The 18020-nt window shown below is 61.6% G+C and carries 15 protein-coding genes; 4 read left to right on the top strand and 11 right to left on the bottom strand.

Annotated elements, in window-relative coordinates:
- The first annotated feature begins 193 nt into the window (after positions 1 to 193).
- Both G1C98_RS02700 and serA read left to right on the top strand, forming a co-directional pair.
- Positions 194 to 2473: a HelD family protein gene (locus G1C98_RS02700; protein WP_169078967.1), complete on the top strand. Its 2280-nt coding sequence runs from the start codon at positions 194 to 196 to the stop codon at positions 2471 to 2473.
- A gap of 10 nt (positions 2474 to 2483) precedes the next feature.
- Positions 2484 to 3683: a phosphoglycerate dehydrogenase gene (gene serA, locus G1C98_RS02695; RefSeq protein WP_169078965.1), complete on the top strand. Its 1200-nt coding sequence runs from the start codon at positions 2484 to 2486 to the stop codon at positions 3681 to 3683.
- A 110-nt stretch (positions 3684 to 3793) separates the two neighbouring features.
- Here the strand turns inward: serA and G1C98_RS02690 are convergent, their stop codons facing one another.
- Both G1C98_RS02690 and G1C98_RS02685 read right to left on the bottom strand, forming a co-directional pair.
- Positions 3794 to 4276 (bottom strand): hypothetical protein, encoded by a 483-nt coding sequence (locus tag G1C98_RS02690; RefSeq protein WP_169078962.1) that lies wholly within the window; start codon positions 4274 to 4276, stop codon positions 3794 to 3796.
- Between the two features lie 278 nt (positions 4277 to 4554).
- On the bottom strand, positions 4555 to 5478 hold the full coding sequence (locus G1C98_RS02685; RefSeq protein WP_205831845.1) for a hemagglutinin: 924 nt from the start codon (positions 5476 to 5478) through the stop codon (positions 4555 to 4557).
- A 230-nt stretch (positions 5479 to 5708) separates the two neighbouring features.
- On the opposite strand from G1C98_RS02685, the gene G1C98_RS02680 reads away from it, so the two are divergent.
- On the top strand, positions 5709 to 7109 hold the full coding sequence (locus G1C98_RS02680) for a DUF5067 domain-containing protein (RefSeq protein ID WP_169078960.1): 1401 nt from the start codon (positions 5709 to 5711) through the stop codon (positions 7107 to 7109).
- A gap of 134 nt (positions 7110 to 7243) precedes the next feature.
- Here the strand turns inward: G1C98_RS02680 and glnA are convergent, their stop codons facing one another.
- Entirely contained in the window at positions 7244 to 8581 is a 1338-nt protein-coding gene (gene glnA, locus G1C98_RS02675) for a type I glutamate--ammonia ligase (RefSeq protein ID WP_169078958.1), read from the bottom strand.
- Positions 8582 to 8780: 199 nt separating this feature from the next.
- Between glnA and G1C98_RS02670 the strand changes: the two genes are divergently transcribed.
- On the top strand, positions 8781 to 10232 hold the full coding sequence (locus G1C98_RS02670; protein ID WP_169078956.1) for a DUF2252 domain-containing protein: 1452 nt from the start codon (positions 8781 to 8783) through the stop codon (positions 10230 to 10232).
- A 120-nt stretch (positions 10233 to 10352) separates the two neighbouring features.
- On the opposite strand, the gene priA is transcribed toward G1C98_RS02670, so the two are convergent.
- The 8 genes from priA to tuf form a co-directional block, all read right to left on the bottom strand.
- A complete protein-coding gene (gene priA, locus G1C98_RS02665; RefSeq protein ID WP_169078954.1) occupies positions 10353 to 11078 on the bottom strand; it encodes a bifunctional 1-(5-phosphoribosyl)-5-((5-phosphoribosylamino)methylideneamino)imidazole-4-carboxamide isomerase/phosphoribosylanthranilate isomerase PriA in 726 nt (241 codons plus the stop codon).
- An 86-nt stretch (positions 11079 to 11164) separates the two neighbouring features.
- The gene (hisH, locus tag G1C98_RS02660; protein WP_169078952.1) at positions 11165 to 11809 is read right to left on the bottom strand and encodes an imidazole glycerol phosphate synthase subunit HisH; all 645 of its coding nucleotides are present in this window, start codon (positions 11807 to 11809) and stop codon (positions 11165 to 11167) included.
- A gap of 21 nt (positions 11810 to 11830) precedes the next feature.
- Positions 11831 to 12619, bottom strand: a complete 789-nt coding sequence (locus G1C98_RS02655; protein ID WP_169078950.1) for a hypothetical protein — start codon at positions 12617 to 12619, stop codon at positions 11831 to 11833.
- The gene (gene hisB / locus G1C98_RS02650; RefSeq protein WP_169078948.1) at positions 12619 to 13218 is read right to left on the bottom strand and encodes an imidazoleglycerol-phosphate dehydratase HisB; all 600 of its coding nucleotides are present in this window, start codon (positions 13216 to 13218) and stop codon (positions 12619 to 12621) included. Before hisB ends, G1C98_RS02655 begins: the two co-directional genes overlap by 1 nt.
- A 97-nt stretch (positions 13219 to 13315) precedes the next feature.
- The gene (locus tag G1C98_RS02645; RefSeq protein ID WP_169078946.1) at positions 13316 to 14476 is read right to left on the bottom strand and encodes a histidinol-phosphate transaminase; all 1161 of its coding nucleotides are present in this window, start codon (positions 14474 to 14476) and stop codon (positions 13316 to 13318) included.
- Positions 14473 to 15870 carry a histidinol dehydrogenase gene (hisD, locus tag G1C98_RS02640; protein ID WP_169078944.1) on the bottom strand — a complete coding sequence of 466 codons (1398 nt, stop codon included), beginning with the start codon at positions 15868 to 15870 and terminating at the stop codon, positions 14473 to 14475. Before hisD ends, G1C98_RS02645 begins: the two co-directional genes overlap by 4 nt.
- A 298-nt stretch (positions 15871 to 16168) precedes the next feature.
- Positions 16169 to 16555, bottom strand: coding sequence for a DUF4186 domain-containing protein (locus tag G1C98_RS02635; protein WP_169078942.1), 387 nt, complete (start codon positions 16553 to 16555; stop codon positions 16169 to 16171).
- 130 nt (positions 16556 to 16685) lie between these two features.
- A complete protein-coding gene (tuf, locus tag G1C98_RS02630) occupies positions 16686 to 17885 on the bottom strand; it encodes an elongation factor Tu (protein ID WP_003825777.1) in 1200 nt (399 codons plus the stop codon).
- Positions 17886 to 18020 lie beyond the last annotated feature (135 nt).

Raw genomic sequence — 18020 nt, 5'->3', positions numbered from 1 at the left:
ACTTGCCTTTTCCGCGGCCATGCGTACCGTCCCATGGCACGGTGGTGCAGGACTTCTCCGGCCACCATCGCGCCTATATATATTGACCATTCATCCAAGCTGCGGCATCCGCGCCGGCAGTGAAATGACCTAGGGACGGAGTACATTGGAACGTCTGAGTTTTCACGCATCGTGAGGGGACGGAAACTAACAGATGTCGACCTATGCCTCGCAACTTGAGGAAGAACAGCGCGCGGTCACCCGCGCCTACAACCGTTTGGACGCGTTACGCGCAGAGACGAAGCAGCGGCTTGACGCGGTCAGGGCCGCCGGGTCCCACGGATCGCCCACGCAGCGCACCGAGCGCGACTCCTTCGCCACCATGTACGAGGATCGTCTGATCCAGCTTCGTGGCGTGGAGGATCGTCTGGTATTCGGGCGTCTCGACAACACCAGGAACGAACGCCTGTACATCGGGCGCATCGGCCTGACCGACGAGCAGCACACGCCCATGCTGATCGACTGGCGAGCCGAAGCCGCACGCCCGTTCTACGAGGCCACGCCGTCGCATCATGGAGACATCGTGATGCGCCGCCATATCACCCTGCACTTCCGCGACGTGGTGGCGCTGGAGGACGAGGTGCTGGACATCCATTCGAAGTCCGTCGACGAGGCTTCCACCTCCGGAACACTCACCGGCGAAGGCGCGCTGCTGGCCTCGCTCAGCTCCCGTCGCACCGGCAAGATGACCGATATCGTCGCCACGATCCAGGGCGAGCAGGACAAGATCATCCGCTCCCCCATCGATCGCGCGGTGGTGGTGCAGGGCGGCCCCGGCACCGGCAAGACGGCCGTCGCGTTGCATCGTGCCGCCTATCTGCTGTATACGCACCGCCGCACGCTGTCCAGATCCGGCGTGCTTGTCGTCGGCCCGAGCTCGGCGTTCCTGCACTACATCGATCAGGTGCTGCCTTCGCTCGGCGAGACCGGCGTGGTAAGCCGCACCATCGCGGACCTGATCCCCGGCGTGGTCGCCACTGCGGTCGACACCCCGCAGGTCGCCTATCTTAAAGGCGACCGCCGCATGGTCACCGCGATCCGCAATGCGGTGGCGGACCGCGAGCGCGTCCCTTCGAATCTGCCGGTCGTGCGCATCAACGGCATCGAGGTGCCCATGCTGGCCGTCGATGTGGAGCAGGCGCTTGGCGACGCCCGTCGCACGCATCAGCCGCATAACAAGGCGCGTGAGACGTTCGTCAAGTCCATGCTGTCCGCCATGCGCATGCGCTATGAGGAGCAGCTGGACTATACGCCCGATCAGGACGAGCTGTACCGTGCGGTCTCCCTGCTGCGTATGAACGATCAGGTCCGTGTGGCGCTAAATCTGGCTTGGCTGCCGATGACCGCGCAGTGGATGCTCGACGACATGCTGTCCAAGCCCCACAAGCTGCGCCGTTACGCCCCGTGGCTGACCGACGAGCAGGTGCGGGCGCTGACCCGCAAGAAGGGCTCGCCGCTGACCCGTTCCGACATCGCCCTGCTGGACGAGGCGATGCAGCTGCTGGGCGAGGATCCGAAGGTGGCGGCACGGCGCAAGCGTCTTGAGGCGAAGCATGACGAGGAGATCCAGTTCGCCAAGGACACGCTCGCCCAGAACGGCATCGGCAATGGCATCGTCACCTCGCAGATGCTGCTGGACAATATCAATGGCAGCTCCCCCGAGGACGCCGCCCAGCGTGCGGCCAACGACCGTGAGTGGACGTACGGCCATATCGTGGTGGATGAGGCGCAGGAGCTCACCGCGATGGACTGGCGCATGCTGATGCGCCGCTGCCCGTCGCGTTCGTTCACCATTGTGGGCGATGTCGCGCAGACCTCGGCTCTGGGCGGTACTCGATCCTGGGCGAAGACCATGGATCGTCTGTTCGGCCACGGGCACTGGGATGTGAACGAGCTGACCATCGACTACCGCAACCCGCAGGAGGTCTCCCAGCTCGCTTCCGATTTCGCTGCCAAGCAGGGACTGTATATCTCCACCGTGCATGCCGTGCGAGGCATTGCGGATTCGGTCGAGCGCATCACCGTGGAGGATCGTCCGGCGTTGCTCGACGCCGTTGCCGGCGAGACCGCGAAGCTTGCGCAGGAGTTCGTCTCCCAGGATGGCACGGGACGCGTGGCGGTGATCGGCCCGAGACAGCTGCTGGAGCAGCTGGAGGCCCACGTGTACGCCGAGTTGGAACGTGTATTCGGCGCGGACGAGGCCCGTCGACTGCGTGCCCAGGATTCCTGGGACAGGCAGATCATGGTGAGCGACACCGAAACGGTGAAGGGCCTTGAATATGATGCCGTTGTAGTGGTCGAGCCGGGGCTGATCGATCAGGAGGCGCCGAGCCGCCTAGTATCGGCCGCCGACCTCTATGTGGCCATGACCCGTCCGACCCAGCGTCTGGCCATTGTTCGGACATCGCTGGACGAACGGGACCTCGAACTCTAAGGTGGGAAACATGCCTCAAGCACTGTTATTGGAAAACATCCATCCCGACGCGGCCAAGTCGCTGCGCGATCACGGTTTCACCGTCACCACCATGAAGGGCGCTTTGAGCGAGGATGAGCTCATCGAAGCGCTCGATGGCGTCGATCTGCTCGGTGTGAGGTCCAAGACGACCGTCACGAAGAAGGTCATCGACGCACGACCGAACCTCAGCGCCGTCGGCTGCTTCTGCATCGGCACCAATCAGGTCGACCTTGACTACGCCGGCGAGCGCGGCATCGCCGTGTTCAACGCACCGTATTCGAACACCCGTTCCGTGGTGGAGCTGGTCATCGGCGACATCATCTGTCTGCTGCGCCGCATCCCCGCGCACACGCATCACATGAAGCACGGCATGTGGGACAAGTCCGCCACCGGCTCCCATGAGGTCCGCGGCAAGACCTTGGGCATCATCGGCTACGGCAATATCGGCTCCCAGCTGTCCGTGCTGGCCGAGGCGCTCGGCATGCGCGTGGTGTTCTACGATCTGGAGGAGAAGCTTGCCCTGGGCAACGCACGGCGCTGCGAGACCCTGAACGAGCTGCTGGAACAGTCCGATATCGTGACGCTTCACGTGGACGGCCGCAAGTCCAACACCGGTTTCTTCGGCGAGGATCAGTTCGCGCATATGAAGCAGGATTCCATCTTCCTGAATCTGTCCCGCGGTTTCGTGGCCGACCTGGATGCGTTGAAGCAGCATCTGGATTCCGGCCATATCGCCGGCGCGGCTGTGGACGTGTTCCCCGTCGAGCCGAAGAAGAGCGGCGATTCGTTCGAGACGGTGCTGGCGGATGAGGACAACATGATCCTGACCCCGCATATCGGCGGCTCCACTCTGGAGGCGCAGGAATCCATCGGCCATTTCGTCTCGCAGCGTCTGGAGGATTACTGGGAGAAGGGATCCACGTCCCTGTCGGTGAACCTGCCCCAGATCAACCTGAGCGAGAACCGTGGCGTGGCGCGCATCGCGCACCTGCATTCGAACCTGCCCGGCGTGCTGGCCCGCGTGAACCATGTGCTCGGCGAGGAGAACATCAACATCGCGGCTCAGGCCCTTGGCACCGAGGGCGAGCTCGGCTACGTGGTCACCGATGTGGCGCAGCGCCCGAGCCCCAAGACGCTCGAAGCCCTGCAGTCCATCGAGGGCACCATCCGCATGCGCGTGATCAGCTGACATAGCCCGCCTCGTTTCGGATATACGCAACGTACGCAAATGGCCCGTCTCCCCTGCTTGGGAAGACGGGCCATCGTCATATCTTGTCATCGTATCCGCCGCGCATCGTCTCAGTGATGATGATGCCTGAAATGACGGTGCCGATGGTGATGTGTGGTGTTACCCGTCGATGTGTGACCCGCCGGCTGCGTACGGTAGACCACCTGCACGCCGTCGAGCGATACGCCCGCGATGTCGCTGTCCGCAACCGCTGGATTGCGCTGTGCGACATCACGCAGCTGTTTATTGCCGAACCAATCGCTGCTCGACGATGTTCCCGCCCGGTAGCTTCCCGCATCATTGCCGGGCCTGCCATCCACATCGTACGAATATTTCCAGCCATTGACGTTCATATAATATGTGGTCGCCTTGTTCTGGCTTGAATACTGAAAATCCGTAAAGACGATGATGCGTATGCCGGTGTAGCTGCCCACAATCCGTTTAGCCAATGATGTCTCCACCGATCTGACGGTTTCCTCATCCACCTTCGGCTCTGGGCCGCATGCCGTGCAGCACAGGCAAACCATCGCCAATACCGTTGCCAGTGCCGCCATGGCACGAGCCGAATGTACTCTCATCTCTTCCCTTATCGGTTACATATGGCAGACGCTCTTCCCATGGTCTGCACAATGAACGACGATCACCGAAGGAACCGTCGCGCCGATCCGCCTCTGTTGCGGAACGACCGTACTTCAGTCTACAGCAGGCATGGGTTCCGTTCCCCTCCCAGCCCAGCCGGCCCGGGAAAGGACCGTGCCTAGGCTGTTTGAAAGCAATCGTGCCCGGCATGGACGATGACCATGCCGGGCACGAACAACCAACCCGATCTCCGTTATTTGCGAGGATTGCCGAACCAGTAACTGTAGATGTTCGAGAAATTGCGATTGCCGTAGCTGGAGCAGTCGTCGCCCTCGCCGTCGCCGGCCTCAAGCGCCGCCTTGTTGGGCTGGTACGGCGTGTAGATGTACAGCAGGGCCGTCGCCTTGTTACGGATGTAGACATCAGCAGTGCCGCATGCCTGGTTCGGATTGTACAGAATCGGCGTGAGCTTTCCCGATTGGTACCCGTAGTCGTTTTCATGCTTGACGTAGTACCGGTAGCGTTTCGCCGCGCCGAACACCTGGTTGAAGAACCCCGCATACTGCGGGTCGCAGCTGTCGTCGTCCGGGCAGCTCAATCCCATGGCCGCCTTGAGCTGGAAGTCGCTCGGATCGGTGGCGGTGACGAGATGCTGTTCCTTCTGCAGCACGGTGAGCAGCACCTTCTGGCTCACCTTGCAGACGCGGCCGGATTGTTCGATGATCGCTGCGGCGCTTTCCTTGGCCGCGCCCCGATATTCGCCGCATAGGTCGTCGGCCTTCTGGGTTTTCGTATCGAACCTCATCGAGGCGATGGCACCGCCCTTGGATTCGAGGAAGGATTGAATCTCCGCCTCGCTCATGGCATTGCCGTTGAAGAACTGACCGTCCGAGATGATGTTGCCGGGGTCGAAGTTGTATTGCTGCGCCAATTCCAACTGCCGCGCCTCGGCGGCCTGCAGATCGTTGTACCAGCGTAGGAAGTGCACGAGACCCGTCACCAGCGCCACCACGACGACCACGACGACCGTGCCGATGGAGACGATCTTGAAACGCTTGGCGAAGCTGGCACGTTTCCAACGCTGTGTCAGCGTGACCTTTTTCCTGCGCTTGCGGCCTTTCGGCGCGGAGCCTTTGCCGCGCGCCGTGCCTGTCTTCTTCTTGCGTGTATCTGCCATCCGTTCCACCTTCGCACAAGACCCGTCGCGATCGGCATACGCCTTGGATTCGGAACCGAATAATCACAAAACGCGGGGGAAAGGAGAGAGACACCGCCTTGGACGTATCCGCCGGTTGCGACGAATACGAAAACATTCCATCTGCGATGTGATATTCGCCCGGCGGGCACAGGAGGCTTTGGATAGGATGTCCGCGGAGAGGAAACGAAGACGAAGGAGCTTCACTGGGGATGTCGCATAACGACTATATCGACCCGTTCGGGGGAAATGATTACGTCGATCCCGGCACGAATGCCGGCAAGCTGTCCGATGATGTCGATCGCGAGCATGCACTGCGCGAGGCACGCGAGCAGCAACGCTACGCAAGCCCGCAGAAGTCGCGGAACGATCCGGAAGCACAACCGGAAAAGGATGCCGCAAAGCATCCGGAGAATAGAGCGAATATCTTCGGGAACGATTCGGGAAGCGAGGCAAAGGCCAACCACCGGGGCGAGGAGTTCCTGAACGACGCCGATGACGACTTTCCGGACGAATCGGACGAAGATCCGGACGAGGATCTGGACGATGATCCGGAACCGTCCGATGCATCGGAAACCGACCCCCTGCAAGAACGATCCTCGACGGACCTATTGCTCATGATGTGGGTCGTTCCCTTAGTGCTGATCGCAGTCTTGGTATTCATCACCGGACTGATCAAATGCGGCCCGGGCACACTGACCGAACGCTTCGACAACCTCGTCTACTCGTTCGAGATGAAGACCGATGACTACTCAAAGTACGCACAGCATGAAACGACATACGAGAATGCAGGGAATCTGTACGGCTACGACAACGGCACCGGCATGCATGTCGGCATCGCCGACGTGCGCATCGGGCCGAAGACATCCTACAAGGAAGATACCGTCGCGGTGACCTATGAGTGCAAGAACATCAGTATCAAGACATTCGCGCCGGGACTGGAGATGAATACCTTCGTCGCGCAGAACGGCGTCGAACTGACCAAGACGACGGTGCCCGGTGCCGCAACGCGGAATCTCAACAGAGACGAACTCAAACCACGCGAATCCTCCAGATACGTCGTCTATTACCTCCTCCCCAAGTCGGACGCTCCCATCACCGTATTGCTGTCGAACCTCGGGCATGCGAATATCGTACGTTCCGCATTCACCCTCGACGCAATCGGCACCGAACGCAATACCGGAACCCGCCTGAAGCGCGTGGCCTATACCAGCGTCCCGAAGCCGCCGCAGGTCGACAAGTCGGCATTCCATGAGGACGGCACCGTCAAGAAGAGAAACACCAGCATGCACTTCCGCATCGATTCCATGGCCAAACTGCACGACAGCAAGGGCAATCCCGTTGCCATGATCCGTATCCCCCGGTATATCGACAACCGCTTCAAACTATACGACAACTTCATAGACTATGCGTATGTCAAGGCGTCACAGAACGGCAACAAGCTCGACTGCGTCCTCTGGCACGATCCCAATACCGAAAACGGCGTGCAGACGACAGGCGTGTTCATGTTCCAGCTCAACGACGAGCACTCCCCCGTCACATTCACCATAACCGACGACGATAAGCTTTCGATGCGCAGAACCTTCGACCCGTCCGTCAACAGCATCGATTAAGACAACAACGAGAATATATAGAGGCCGCCACCGGGTATGACACCCGGTGGCGGCCTCCTGTCTGCTGCGGATGACCGCAGCACATGGTCGCCAATCAGCCGTACGGTGCGGCATCCGCGACCAATATCACAGCGTCACAGCTTCGGCAGATACTTCTTCAGCTCGAACGGCGTGACCTGACGGTTGTACTCATGCCATTCCTGGCGCTTGTTGGCCAGGAAGTACTCGAACACATGCTCGCCGAGCACGTCGGCCACGAAGTCGGATTTCTCCATGATCTCCAGCGCCTCGCCGAGCGAGGTAGGCAGCGGCGCGATGCCCATGGCCTGACGTTCGGCGTCGGTGAACTCCCATACGTCGTCGCTGGTGGGCTCGCCCAACGTCATCTGCTTGTCGATGCCGTCAAGACCGGCCGCCAGCAACACCGAATACGCGAGATACGGGTTGGCCACCGGGTCGAGCGCACGGAACTCCATGCGCGCGGAATTGCCCTTGCCCGGCTTGTACTGCGGGATGCGCAGCAGCGCGGAACGGTTGTTATGGCCCCAGCAGATGTAGCTCGGCGCCTCGTTGCCGCCCCACAGACGCTTGTACGAGTTCACGTACTGGTCGGTCACCGCGCAGATCTCGGCCGCGTGGGCGAGAATGCCGGCGGCGAACTGGCGTGCCGTGAGGGACATGTTGAATTCCTGGCCCGCCTCGTAGAAGGCGTTGGAATCGCCTTCGAACAGGCTCAGATGCGTGTGCATGCCGGAACCGGGGGCATCGGCCAGAGGCTTGGGCATGAAGCTGGCATGAATGCCGCGCTCCAGCGAAATCTCCTTGACGACGGTGCGGAAGGTCATGATGTTGTCGGCCGTGGTGAGCGCGTCCGCATAGCGCAGATCGATCTCGTTCTGGCCGGGCCCACCCTCGTGGTGGGAATACTCCACCGAAATGCCCATCTGTTCGAGCATGTTCACGGTGGCGCGGCGGAAGTCCATGCCCGGGCTGCGCGGCACGTGGTCGAAGTAGCCGCCCTCGTCGATGGGCTTGGGGGTCTGCGACCAATCGTTCTGGCTTTCGAACAGATAGAACTCGATCTCCGGATGGACGTAGAAGGTGAAGCCACGTTCCTTCGCCTTCGCGAGCGCGCGCTTAAGCACGTGGCGCGGGTCTCCCAGGCTCGGCTCCCCGTCCGGGGTCAATACGTCGCAGAACATGCGGGCCGTGCCCTGAGGGCCGCCACGCCACGGCAGAATCTGGAACGTCGAGGGATCGGGCTTGACGATCATGTCGTCTTCGGAGACACGGGTCATGCCCTCGATGGCAGATCCGTCGAAACCGAGTCCCTCCTCGAATGCCGCTTCAAGTTCCGCAGGTGCGATGGCGACTGATTTCAGTGTGCCGAGCACGTCGGTGAACCATAACCGAATGAAGCGCACGTCGCGTTCTTCGACCGTGCGCAGAGCAAACTCCTGCTGCTTATCCATAGTGCCCTATGGTTCCATGCGAGTGTTACGAGCATCGTTAACACAAGTCGTGTCCGTTCCGCGCCTGTTCCGGCTGCCCGTCCATCCCGTATCCGCCTGTCGGAACGCCGCGAAAATGCCAACGGTTGCAGCCCCTGCCCCGGTAGTTTAGCTCCGTTACGGCCTTCATCGGCGTGTAAAACGCTATACGATACCGGTTGTGAACGATACGAATGTAGTCAGAGCCGACGCGGATCGGCCTATTGTGGACATCACATCATGGAAGCAGGCCTCCTCAGCCGAACAGCGGGCCCGCGCAGGTCTTGAGGTGCGCAGCCGGGTGCCGCTCTCCAGCCACGCCATATGGCGTGTGCGCAAGAACAGACGCGACATCATCGGCCTGCTTGAGGAGCAGTCGCGTCAACGCGTGCAGGCGCTGGTGCCGTTGCGCTACTATCGCATGAGCGCATCCGCATTCACGTTCTACCGCGGTACCGCGCTGATCATGGCCAACGATCTGGCGACGACCCCTGTGACCGGCATTCCCGTGCAGTGCGTGGGAGACGCGCATATCGGCAATTTCGGCATGTTCTTCTCTCCCTCGCGCCGTCTGGTGTTCGACATCAACGATTTCGACGAGACCACCACCGGGCCTTGGGAGTGGGATGTCAAGCGTCTTGCCGTGTCCGTGGAGATCTGCGGGCGCGCGAACAAGCTGAGCCCCGCAGCATGCCATGAGGCCGTGGCACGCTGCGTGCACACCTATCGCGAGCGCATCGAGCAGTACTCCCATATGAACTATCTCGATATGTGGTACGACCATCTGGATGTTCAGGAGTCGTTGGATCGCTATGAATACACGCAAAACGGCAAACGTAATCGTACGCTGCGCGCGGCGGCCGCCAAGGCGATGATGAAGGATTCGAGCAGCGCCGCCGCCAAGCTCACCTACCTTGACGGCGACAAGCTGCGGTTCAAATCGAAGCCGCCGGCATTGGTGCCGATCAACGAGCTGCAGGATTACGCCGATCTGGAGACCATACAGACCAGGCTGGAGGCGTTGATGAACGACTACCGCCACAGCCTGTACGAGGATCGCCGCCATGTGTTCGACCAGTACCGCTACCACGACACCGCCCGCAAGGTGGTGGGCGTCGGTTCCGTCGGCACGCGGGCATGGGTGTCGATTCTGACGGGGCGCGATCTGGACGATCCGCTGATGCTGCAGATGAAGGAGGCCACGGAGTCGGTGCTGGAACGGTTCGTCGGGCATTCCAGATACGCCACGCACGGCGAGCGCGTGGTGCAGGGGCAGAAGCTCATCCAGTCGACCGCCGACGTGCTGCTCGGCTGGGCGAATTTCAATGCGGATGACGGGCAGCGGCGCGATTATTACGTTCGTCAGCTGTGGAACGGCAAGGGCTCGATCGACATCGATCATCTTAACGAGTACACGCTGAGCGATCTGTCGCGTATGTGCGCGCGGTGCTTGGCGCATGCCCATGCGCGTACCGGTGACAGCATCGCGATCTCAAGCTATTTGGGTCGCACCGACGAATTCGACAGGGCGATCGTGTCGTTCGCCGATTCGTATGCGGATCAGAACGATGAGGATTACGCGCTGTTCCGTTCGCTCATCGAATCCGGGGAGCTGCCCTGCTCCAAGAAGTAGGACGATAACCCGCTGTCCGGCACCTGGCACCGCTCGGTTCGGATCCACGAAAAGGCTCGTTTCCGGTTTGGGGTTTTCCCAGCCGGAAACGAGCCTTTTGGATTTGAGCTGTGCCCGAAATCAGCGAGCGACCTCAAGCGCCTCTTCGAGCGTGAATGCACAGGCGTACAGCGACTTGCCGAGAATCGCGGAGTCCACGCCGAGCTCGGCAAGCTGCTTGATGTTGCGCAGATCGTCGAGCTTGGAAATGCCGCCGGATGCGGTGACCTTCGCGTCGGTGCGTTCGGCGACCTCACGCAGCAGATCGATGTTCGGGCCGCTCATCATGCCGTCACGGGCGACATCGGTGACCACGTACCGGGAGCAGCCGACGGAGTCGAGGAACTTCATGGTCTCGAACAGATCGCCGCCTTCCTTCACCCAGCCGCGGGCGGCAAGCGTATGGCCACGCACGTCAAGGCCCACCGCCACGCGATCGCCGTACTTCTTGATGACGGAAGCGGTCCAATCTGGGTTCTCCAGAGCGGCGGTGCCGATGTTCACACGGGCGGCTCCGGCTTCCAGCGCCGCTTCCAGCGAAGCGTCATCACGCACGCCGCCGGACATCTCGATGTTCACCTTGTCGCCCAGCTCCTTGACGATGGCACGCAGCTGGTCACGGTTGTCGCCGGTACCGAAGGCGGCATCCAGATCGACCAGGTGGATCCATTCCGCACCGGATTCGACCCACGTGCGGGCGGCCTCCAGCGGGGAGCCGTAATCGGTTTCCGACCCGGATTCGCCCTGGCGCAGACGCACTGCCTTGCCGTCGCGAACATCCACTGCGGGCAAAAGGGTAAGGGACATGGTTTTCTCCTTATATAGCGTTTGATATGACTTGATGAATTGCCGTCTTGCTAAGGCCTACGCTCGCCCCAGCCGGAACGCTGTAATCAGAACGTCGCGATCCAGTTCTTCAGCAGCTGGGCACCGGCGTCACCGGACTTTTCGGGGTGGAACTGGGTGGCGAACAGCGGGCCGCGCTCATACGCGGCGACGAAACGGCTGCGTCCGTATTCGCACCAGGTCACCTTCTGATGGGCGTTCAGATCGACATCGCGGTCGGACAGGTCGAGCTCGCGGGCCTCATGCGCGGCGCAGGAATGCACGAAATAGAATCGCTCGTTCTCGATGCCGTGCAGCAGCTGCGAGCCTTCAGGCGCTTCCACCGTGTCCCAGCCCATATGCGGCACCACATCGGCGTCCAGCGGATCCACGCTGCCGCCGATCAGGCCAAGTCCGGGAGCGTCCGCGCCATGTTCACGCCCCAGCTCGAACATCACCTGTTCGCCGACGCATACACCGAGCACGGGCCTGCCTGCGCGAAGACGGTCGAGAATCACCCTGTCACCGTCCACGGCCTTCAATCCTTCCATGCACGCGTCGAACGCACCGACGCCCGGAACGACCAAGCCGTCCGCCTCCAAGGCCTGACGGTAATCGGATGTCAGCGTGGTGTCGACACCCAGACGCGCCATCGCACGAACCATGGATCGCACATTGCCGAAACCGTAATCGAATACAACTGCCGTGGTCATTGTCTCCCCTTTGCTTTTTCGCTACTCGATGCTCGCGCCGTGCACGCTGCCGCCCTTGCCCGGGCGGGTATGCCGGGCGATCACCTGCATGGCCGACGCATGGTCGAATCGACCCGAATCGACCACTTCAAGTCCCTGTTCCTTCAGCTGGGCCGCGGTGACGATGCCCAGCATCAGGTCCTCCACGAACCGAGGGGTGGAGTTGAACAGGATGGGCGGTGCCAGCGTGGGTCCCGGCTTGCCTCCCGCGTACATCGTCACTTCGAGCTTGTCCGCGCGGTTCACGCCCAGAATCACCGACATGCCGGAAACCACGGTGGTGATGTCCTTGGCCGCGGCCTCCGGACCATCACCGTCAAGGTTGCGCAGCACGGCCACGGCCCCCTGATTCGACCCCACGCAGTCCGCGGAGATATCGGAAAGCTGGCAGAATGCCGCCAGCAGCTCCGCCGATGCGATCCGGGTGATCAACGCGGCCCTTTTGGCCTTGTTGCCGATCAGTCCGGCAAGCTCATCCTCGAATCCTACGGACGGGTCGATTTCCGAAGCATCGTCGGGAATGTCGATGGAGTCGAAGTCGATATCACCGGCCGCCGGGGTTTCGGCATGGTCGCCGTTCGTTTCGCCGTCGATCTGGCCATTCTGATCGTTCTGCTTGATCTGCTCGCTCAGATCGCTCTGTGCTGCATCGTCGGACTGTGCGAACTCACGTTCGAAATCGGACATGGCCGCGTCGAGCTCCTCATCGGAGAACAGCGGCTCGTCCGGATTGATGTCCTTATCGTTCGTATCGTCAGGCATATCGGCCATCACAGCGCACCCTTGGTGCTGGGGATGCCCTCCACGCGCGGGTCGGGCTCCACGGCGAAGCGCAGCGCACGCGCCAACGCCTTGAACTCGGCTTCGGCGATATGATGCGGGTCGCGCCCGGCGAGCACCTGCATATGCAGGCAGATGCCTGCATGCATGGCGATGGATTCCATCACATGACGCACGAGCGAACCGGTGAAGTGGCCGCCGATCATGCAGTATTCGAAGCCTTCCGGCTCACCGGAGCACACGCAGTACGGACGCCCGGAGATGTCGACCACGGCCTTGGCCAGCGCCTCGTCAAGCGGCACGGTGGCGTCGGCGAAACGACGGATGCCTCGCTTGTCGCCCAAAGCCTGCTTGAGGGCCTCGCCGAATACGATCGCGGTGTCCTCCACGGTGTGATGCACGTCGATGTCGGTGTCGCCATGGGCATGGATGGTCAGATCGATCAGCGAATGCTTGCCCAGTGCGGTCATCATATGGTTGTAGAACGGCACGGACGTGTCGATATCGGTTTTTCCGGTGCCGTCAAGGTTGAGTTCAAGTTCGATATGCGATTCGCTGGTCTCGCGAACGATGCGTGCGGTTCTTGCCATATTGCGCTCCTTACGGCAACAGTGGTTAGTCGGTTATTCACCCGTATATTCATGGGTGTGGGGGCGGGCAGCACGCCCGTACCCCGCACCCGTCACGTTATTTCGCTTCCACGATGCGCAGCACTTCGGTAAGCGCCGTGCGGAAACGTTCCATCTCCTCGTCGGTGCCCATGCACACGCGCAGCCATCCGTCCGGCCCGACCACGCGGATGAGCACACCGCGCTTGAGCAGTTCGTCGAAGATGGCGTCGCGGTCGTCGAAGGACCCGCCGAACAGCAGGAAGTTCGATTCGGATTCGGCCACGGCAAGCGGCTTGCCCTTGTAGGTCTGCGTCTTGAGCCATGCCGCGGTGGCTTCGCGCGTCTGACGAAGATGCTCCACACGGCTGAGCTGTTCGTCGGTGTGTTCGAAGGCGGCCAGTGCGGCGGCCTGCGTGACGGCGCTCAGGTGGTACGGCATGCGCACGATGCGCACGCAGTCGATGATGCCCTTGGACGCGGCGAGATAGCCCACGCGCGCGCCGGCGAAGGCAAAGGCCTTGCTCATGGTGCGCGAGACGGCCAGATTCGGGTGGTCCTTGATCAGGGTGACCGCGCTGGGGGTGCCCGGGTTGCGGAACTCCACATAGGCCTCGTCGATGACGACGATAGGGTGCACGCCTTCGGCGGCTCCGGCGACCTGCGCGGACTCGCATACCGCAAGCACGCGTTCGATGTCGCTCATCGGCAGCGGCGTGCCGGTCGGATTGTTCGGGCTGGTCAGCAGCACCATGGACGGCTTGACCGCCTTGATCTGCTCGATCAGCGCGTCGACGTTCAGCGTGAAGTCGGCATTGCGGTGGGCCAGCTGCCAGCCGGTGAAGGTGTCACGGGCGTATTCGGGGTACATGGAGTACGTCGGATCGGCACCGAGGGCCACGCGTCCGGGGCCGCCGAAGGCCTGGAACAGCTGCAGCATGATCTCATTGGATCCGTTGGCACCCCACAGCTCGTCCACATCCAAGCGGACACCGGACTCACGGTCCAGATAATCGCTGAACGCCTGACGAAGCTCGATATGCTCGCGGTCGGGGTATCGGTTCAGCGTGGGAGCGATGGCCAGCACGCGCTTGGCGATGGCCTCGCACACGGCGGGATCGGGCGCGTACGGGTTCTCGTTGACGTTCAGGCACACCGGCACGTCCAACTGCGGGGCGCCATACGGCTCCTCGCCGATCAGATCGTTGCGCAGCGGCAGATTCGAGGGAATGGAGCTCATCGCAGACCGGCCTTCTTTTCCTGCTCGACGATGGTCGCCTTGTCGTACGGATCGTCGATGAAACGGCTGAGCACGCACTCGCCGTGGGCGGGAAGATCCTCGGAGACGGCGAACGCGTTGATGCGCGCAGCGATGGCCTTCAGTCCCTGCTCGTCGTATTCGATGACCTCGACGGGCTTCATGAAGGTGTGCACGCCAAGGCCGGCGGCGAAACGTGCGGTGCCGCCGGTGGGCAGCACGTGGTTCGAACCGGACATGTAATCGCCCAGCGGAACCGGGGAATACGGGCCGCGGAAGATGGCGCCGGCGTTCTTGATGCGCGGCACTACGGCGTCGGCATCGGCGGTCTGGATCTCCAGGTGCTCGGCCGCGTAGGCGTTGGCCGCGTCGATGGACTGGTCGAGATCGTCGGTCAGCACGATGGCGGACTGGGTGCCGGACAGGCTGGTGTGCACGCGCTCGGCGTGCTCGGTGCGCGGCACACGGTAGTTCAGATTCTCCTGGACCTTGTCCGCGATATCGGTGGAATCGGTGAACAGCACGGAACCGGCGAGCTCGTCGTGCTCGGCCTGGCCGATCAGATCGGCGGCCAGCAGGCTCGGGTTGGCGGTCTTGTCGGCGATGATGCCGATTTCGGTCGGGCCGGCGACGGCATCGATGCCGACGAAACCGGAGACGAGGGACTTGGCTGTCGCCACGAAGATGTTGCCCGGGCCGGTGATCTTATCGACCGGATCGCACAGGATCTCGCCGTCCTGCGGCTCGCTGCCCTTGGCACCATAGGCGAACATGGCAATGGCCTGGGCACCGCCCACGGCGTACACTTCCTCGACACCGAGGATGGCGCAGGTGGCCAGGATGGTCTTGTTCGGCAGGCCGTCCGGATCGCCCTTGCTCGGCGGGGTCGCGATGGCGAGCGATTCCACGCCGGCGGCCTGTGCCGGCACGGTGTTCATGATCACGGAAGACGGGTATACGGCCTTGCCGCCCGGCACATACAGACCGACGCGCTGGATCGGGATCCAACGCTCGGCCACACGGGCGCCTTCCGCCAGATCGGTGTGGAAGTCCTTCGGCACCTGGCTCTTGGCCACGGCGCGGGCGCGACGCACGGATTCCTCGATGGCAGCACGCACTTCGGGGTCGAGGGTTTCGAGAGCGTTCTTCATCGCCTCTGCGGGGACGCGAAGATTGGTGGGACGGACACCGTCGAACTTCTCGCCGAAGTCACGCAGCGCGGCAGCGCCACGGGCCTTCACGTCTTCGAGAATGGGACGCACCAGATCGGTGGCTTCGGAAGTGCCCATTGCGGCACGCGGCATGGCGGCAAGCAGCTCGGCACGGGAGAGGTTCTTGCCCCTAAGATCAATGATTCGCATAATGTTTTCGCTCATAGCTCTCCAGTGTAAGTTCTCTTCGTGACGGGGAACGCCATTATCTCACCAAAACCCAAATCGTGAGACAGATGGGGCATATGGTGCCGATAACGGCGGTATATCGCGGATATACGGTCATGTGTAAACGCATGTGACCGATATATGCGCGGCCGTCGCATCGCTTCCACCTGTATTTACGCTACATCCTTGTAACGTTTGGAGGGATACGGCAATGGTGTCAGACGGAGGGCATTCCGCTCCCCGCTCCCCTGCACAACATTCCCCTACACGCAACGCTTTCCTGCGCAGCGACTCCCTATGCAACGGGATGTTGCGTCAGATCACGCTCGATCCAGGCCATAACCAGGTCGGCAAGCCATTGGATCTGTTCGTCGGTCAGTTCCCTGCCCTGTGCGATATGATGCCATTTCTCGATGCAGCCCCTGCAACAGGTGGCAGTGGCATGTTGGGCGGTGAATACCGGATGCCCCCTCCACGGCGTTTGCTTGCCGTCCTTGGCGGGGTGCGCCGCCCCGAGCCTCGAACGCAGCAGTTCGTGGGCATGACGGTCGATGGTCTCCTTGCCTTTGGCCCTGGCATAGGCCCTGTCCTTGTCCGACAGCACGAATTTGGAACGGAACTTCGAATGTGACAGACGTTCCATCGTCTCTGCGATCCACGTACGTTCATCCATGAACCCCATACTAGTTCCGGCGAATCGAAGCAAGGTACCGGTGAATCTCGACGGATAACAAAACGGGCCCCTTGGAAATCCAAGGGACCCGTTCAGAACGCTAGTTCACAGCGTGTCGATCGTATCGACCTGAGGAAAATCAGGCGATGATCTTGGTGACACGGCCGGAGCCGACGGTGTGGCCGCCTTCACGCACAGCGAAGGTCAGGCCTTCCTCCATTGCGATGGGCTGAATCAGCTCAACGGTGAAGGTGGCGTGATCGCCAGGCTGAACCATCTCGACGCCTTCCGGCAGCTCGATGACGCCGGTGACGTCGGTGGTGCGGAAGTAGAACTGCGGACGGTAGTTGGAGAAGAACGGCGAGTGACGGCCGCCTTCGTCCTTGGTCAGCACGTAGACTTCGCCCTCGAACTTGGTGTGCGGGGTGACGGAGCCCGGAGCAGCCACAACCTGGCCACGCTCGACATCGGTACGGTTGATGCCGCGGAGCAGCAGACCGGTGTTATCGCCAGCCTCGCACTCGTCCATCTGCTTGTGGAAGGTCTCGATGGAGGTGACGGTGGTGGTCTGGGTCGGACGGATGCCGACGATCTCCACGTTGGTGTTGATCGGGAGCTTACCACGCTCAACACGGCCGGTAACCACGGTGCCACGGCCGGAGATGGTGAACACATCTTCGATCGGCATCAGGAACGGCTTGTCGAGATCGTGAACCGGGGTCGGGATGTAGTCGTCGACGGCGGCCATGAGGTCCTTGACGGACTGGACCCACTTCTCGTGATCCGGAGCATCGTCGTGCAGTGCACCGTAAGCGGAGGTGTGGATGACCGGGCAATCGCGATCGAAGCCGTTCTCGTCGAGGAGGTCACGGACCTCTTCCTCAACGAGCTCGATGAGCTCTTCGTCGTCGACCATATCGCACTTGTTCAGAGCGACGAGGATGCGCGGAACGCCAACCTGACGAGCGAGCAGCACGTGCTCGCGGGTCTGAGCCATCGGGCCGTCGGTAGCGGCGACCACGAGGATAGCGCCATCCATCTGAGCAGCGCCGGTGATCATGTTCTTCACGAAGTCGGCGTGGCCCGGGCAGTCGACGTGAGCGTAGTGACGCTTCTCGGTCTGGTACTCGATGTGGGCGATGTTGATGGTGATACCACGAGCGGCCTCTTCCGGAGCGGAATCGATCTGGTTGAAGTCGTACTCCGGGTTGACATCCGGGTATTCCTCGTGCAGGACCTTGGAGATAGCGGCGGTCAGGGTAGTCTTACCGTGATCGACGTGGCCAATGGTACCAATGTTAACGTGCGGCTTAGTACGCTCGTACTTTTCCTTTGCCATTACTTTGTCCTCCTGGACGTTTCGTAGGTTTACTGGGTTTCTGGGTTGTGCCACATTGATGAGCCAGAACCCAGTCAGCGATACAAGATATTACCGCTGACTGGAGACTGGCGCCACCTCACGCGTGGCAACGTG

The organism is Bifidobacterium erythrocebi (assembly GCF_012932675.1).
In the GTDB taxonomy this organism is placed as follows: Bacteria; Actinomycetota; Actinomycetes; order Actinomycetales; family Bifidobacteriaceae; genus Bifidobacterium; species Bifidobacterium erythrocebi.
Note: the sequence above shows the minus strand (reverse complement) of the source record. Positions and strands in the feature narration are given on the sequence as shown.